The following is a 3,149-nucleotide window of genomic DNA, read 5'->3' as shown; positions in this document are numbered from 1 at the left end:
GGGCCGATCTCGCCGTCTTTCCCGAATATGGCGCGATGGAACTGGCCACGCTCGCCGGGGCTGAGGCGGCCGGCGATCTCGAACGCTCGCTCCACGCAGTTTCCGACGTGATGTCAGAGGCTTACGATCTGCACGCCGAGCTTGCGACGCGCCACAACCTGCATATCCTGGGGGCCTCCGCCCCGATCTTTGACCCCGAGCTAGGCCCGCGCCCCGTCAACCGCGCCATGCTCTTTACCCCCACCGGCGCGCGCGCCGCGCAAGACAAGCAGATCATGACCCGGTTCGAGCGCGAAGACTGGCATGTCGCCCCCGGCGGCCCGCTGCGCCTCTTTGACACGAGCCTTGGAAAAATCGGTATCCTGATCTGTTACGACAGCGAATTTCCCTTGCTGGGCAAGGCTTTGGCCGATGCCGACCTGATCCTCGTGCCCTCCTGCACCGAGGCGCTGACCGGCTACTCCCGCGTCCGCATCGGGGCCATGGCCCGCGCCCTTGAAATGCAATGCGTGACCGTCATGGCCTCGACCGTGGGCACGGCGGATTGGTCCCCGGCGGTCGATACCAATTGTGGTATGGGTGGCGTCTTTGGCCCCCCAGATACAGGGTTTCCGGCCACGGGCGTCCTCGCCGAGGGCACGCTCAACCGCCCCGGCTGGACCTATGCCGAGGTCGATCTGGACCGCATCGCCCATGTCCGCGCCGATGGCGTCGTCCTCAACCGCCGCCATTGGGACGACCAACTGGGGCGCGACGTCACAGTCACATCTGAGCCCCTGCGGTGATTAGACCCTTGAAAACTGCGTAAAACAGGCGCATTTACTAGCGCGTTCCGCAAAATGGCGGGGCGCCATATCAAGGAGAGACCATGGCCAAGGAAGACACGCTCGAATTTCCCGGTGTCGTCAAGGAACTCCTGCCCAACGCGACATTCAGGGTCGAGCTTGAAAACGGCCATGAGATCATCGCACATACGGCAGGCAAAATGCGCAAGAACCGCATCCGCGTTCTTGCGGGCGACAAAGTTCAGGTGGAAATGACCCCCTACGATCTGACCAAGGGTCGGATCAATTATCGCTTCAAGTAAGCGACTGATTTTACATGCGTTTGATCCTCGGATCCGGCAGCCCGCGCCGTCGCGATCTGTTGGCGCAGATCGGGGTGGTGGCGGACGACACCCGCCCACCCGAGATCGACGAAACCCCCGCCAAGGCCGAATTGCCCCGCCCCTATTGCGCCCGCATGGCGCGGCAAAAGGCGTGGGCGGTTGCGGCTGAGGACGATGATATCGTGCTCTGCGCCGATACCACCGTGGCGCTCGGCCGACGCATCCTTGGCAAGCCGCAAGATATTGGCGAAGCAGCACAATTCCTGCTTGCCCTGTCCGGGCGGCGGCATCGGGTGATCACCGCTGTGGCGGTTCGGCGTGGCGCGCGGATATGGGAGCGCGATGTCGTGACCACCGTGCAGATGAAGCGCCTCTCGGATGAGGAACTCAACGCCTACCTTGCCACGAATGACTGGCAGGGCAAGGCCGGCGGCTACGCCATCCAAGGTCCGGCAGGTGCGCTAATCCCTTGGATTCAGGGATCTTTCACCGCCGTCGTCGGGCTGCCCCTGGCCGAGACTGCAAACCTCTTGCGCGCCGCAGGCTACCCTCTCTGGAAGGACATCCCATGACCCTGCGCACCATCGCGCTCGACCATCTGAACGGTGCCGAGGCCGCGGCCCTGCTGGTGGGTGGGCGGCTTGAAGATCTGCTGATCGACTCGGATCAACCGCGCCCCGGTGCCATCTACCGCGCCATCGCTGACCGCCCCGTCAAAGGCCAAGGCGGGATGTTCCTGCGCACCCCGGATGGGTCCGCTTTCCTGCGTCAGATCAAGGGCTTGGCCCCCGGTCAACCGCTGCTGGTGCAGGTCACGGGATATGCTGAACCGGGCAAGGCGCTGCCGGTGACAAGCACTCTTCTCTTCAAGAGCCGGTATTCCATCGTCACCCCGGATGCACCGGGTCTCAATATCTCTCGTTCGATCAAGGACGAGGGCTTGCGCGATTCCCTCCTCGAAATCGCCCATGCCGAGATGGGCGACAGCGCCATGGGCCTGATCCTGCGCTCCGCTTGCGAGAACGCAGAAGCCTCTGATATCGCAGAGGATATTCGCGCCATGTGCGATCTGGCCGAGGCCGTTCTGGCCGATGCTACAGGGTCTGAACCCGAAACCCTGACCGAAGGCGACGGCCCCCATACCCTCGCTTGGCGCGATTGGGTGGACCCGGCGGATGTGCTGACCGATCCGGGCTCCTTTGCCGACACTGGCGTTCTCGATCAACTCGACGCTTTGCGCGATCCCTTGGTCCCCTTGCCCGGCGGTGCATCCTTTTACATCGAACCCACCCGCGCGCTTGTGGCCGTCGATGTCAACACCGGCGGCGACGCCAGCCTCGCCGCCGGGCTCAAGGCCAATATCGCCATGGCCCGCGACCTGCCGCGTCAATTGCGCCTGCGCGGTCTGGGCGGGCAGATTACCCTCGATCTCGCCCCGATGCCGAAGAAAGACCGCCGCACCTTCGAATCCGCCCTCCGTGCTGCCCTGCGTCAGGATACGACCGAAACCACCCTTGCGGGCTGGACGCCCTTGGGGCACTTTGAATTGCAACGCAAACGCGACCGCCAACCCGTAACCGAACACCTCAAATGACCTGCCCGATCTGCCAAAGAAAGACCGACACGATCTACCGCCCCTTCTGCTCGCGACGCTGCGCCGACGTGGATCTGGGCAAATGGTTCGCGGGCGATTACGCCGTCCCGTCCACCGATCCCGCCGATCTGGAAGAGGCTCTCGACGCGCTTGATGAGGCGCTGCAAAAACCCCATTGATTTTTGCTCATACCCTCTGGACACCCCGCGCGCGCTCGCCTAGAAGGCATCCACCCGAAGGCCCAGCCTTCTCCCATGCCCGGGTAGCTCAGGGGTAGAGCAGTGGATTGAAAATCCTCGTGTCGGTGGTTCGATTCCGCCCCCGGGCACCACTTTTACAAAATTAAATCAATGCGATAGGCGGAATTTATTGTAGCCAAGATAAGTGTCTGAAAGCGCTCTGGGTGTCAAATGGATGCCAAAACGCATCACTCGATCCGAAACCTAT

Annotated in this window: 5 protein-coding genes and 1 tRNA gene; all 6 read left to right on the top strand. The window is 62.8% G+C overall.

All coding sequences use genetic code 11. The features are described 5' to 3' along the window. Window positions 1–785, top strand: a 785-nt coding sequence (locus tag KBT70_RS13525; RefSeq protein ID WP_296634499.1) for a carbon-nitrogen hydrolase family protein, incomplete at its 5' end; no start/stop codon positions are given. An 83-nt stretch (window positions 786–868) separates the two neighbouring features. Further along, window positions 869–1,087 carry a translation initiation factor IF-1 gene (gene infA / locus KBT70_RS13520; protein WP_005978431.1) on the top strand — a complete coding sequence of 73 codons (219 nt, stop codon included), beginning with the start codon at window positions 869–871 and terminating at the stop codon, window positions 1,085–1,087. A gap of 14 nt (window positions 1,088–1,101) precedes the next feature. Beyond that, window positions 1,102–1,680: a nucleoside triphosphate pyrophosphatase gene (locus KBT70_RS13515; protein ID WP_296634496.1), complete on the top strand. Its 579-nt coding sequence runs from the start codon at window positions 1,102–1,104 to the stop codon at window positions 1,678–1,680. After that, the gene (locus KBT70_RS13510) at window positions 1,677–2,702 is read left to right on the top strand and encodes a ribonuclease E/G (RefSeq protein WP_296634493.1); all 1,026 of its coding nucleotides are present in this window, start codon (window positions 1,677–1,679) and stop codon (window positions 2,700–2,702) included. The genes KBT70_RS13515 and KBT70_RS13510 overlap by 4 nt, the downstream gene beginning before the upstream one ends. Further along, complete coding sequence (gene yacG, locus KBT70_RS13505) at window positions 2,699–2,881, top strand: DNA gyrase inhibitor YacG (RefSeq protein WP_296634491.1); 183 nt, start codon at window positions 2,699–2,701, stop codon at window positions 2,879–2,881. Before KBT70_RS13510 ends, yacG begins: the two co-directional genes overlap by 4 nt. 77 nt (window positions 2,882–2,958) lie before the next feature. Next, window positions 2,959–3,033 (top strand) — tRNA-Phe (locus KBT70_RS13500). Window positions 3,034–3,149 lie beyond the last annotated feature (116 nt).

Origin of the sequence: Roseovarius sp., assembly GCF_018066915.1 — a bacterium.
GTDB lineage: Bacteria > Pseudomonadota > Alphaproteobacteria > Rhodobacterales > Rhodobacteraceae > Roseovarius.
The sequence above is the reverse complement of the archived record's forward strand: the minus strand, read 5'-3'. Positions and strand labels throughout refer to the sequence as shown.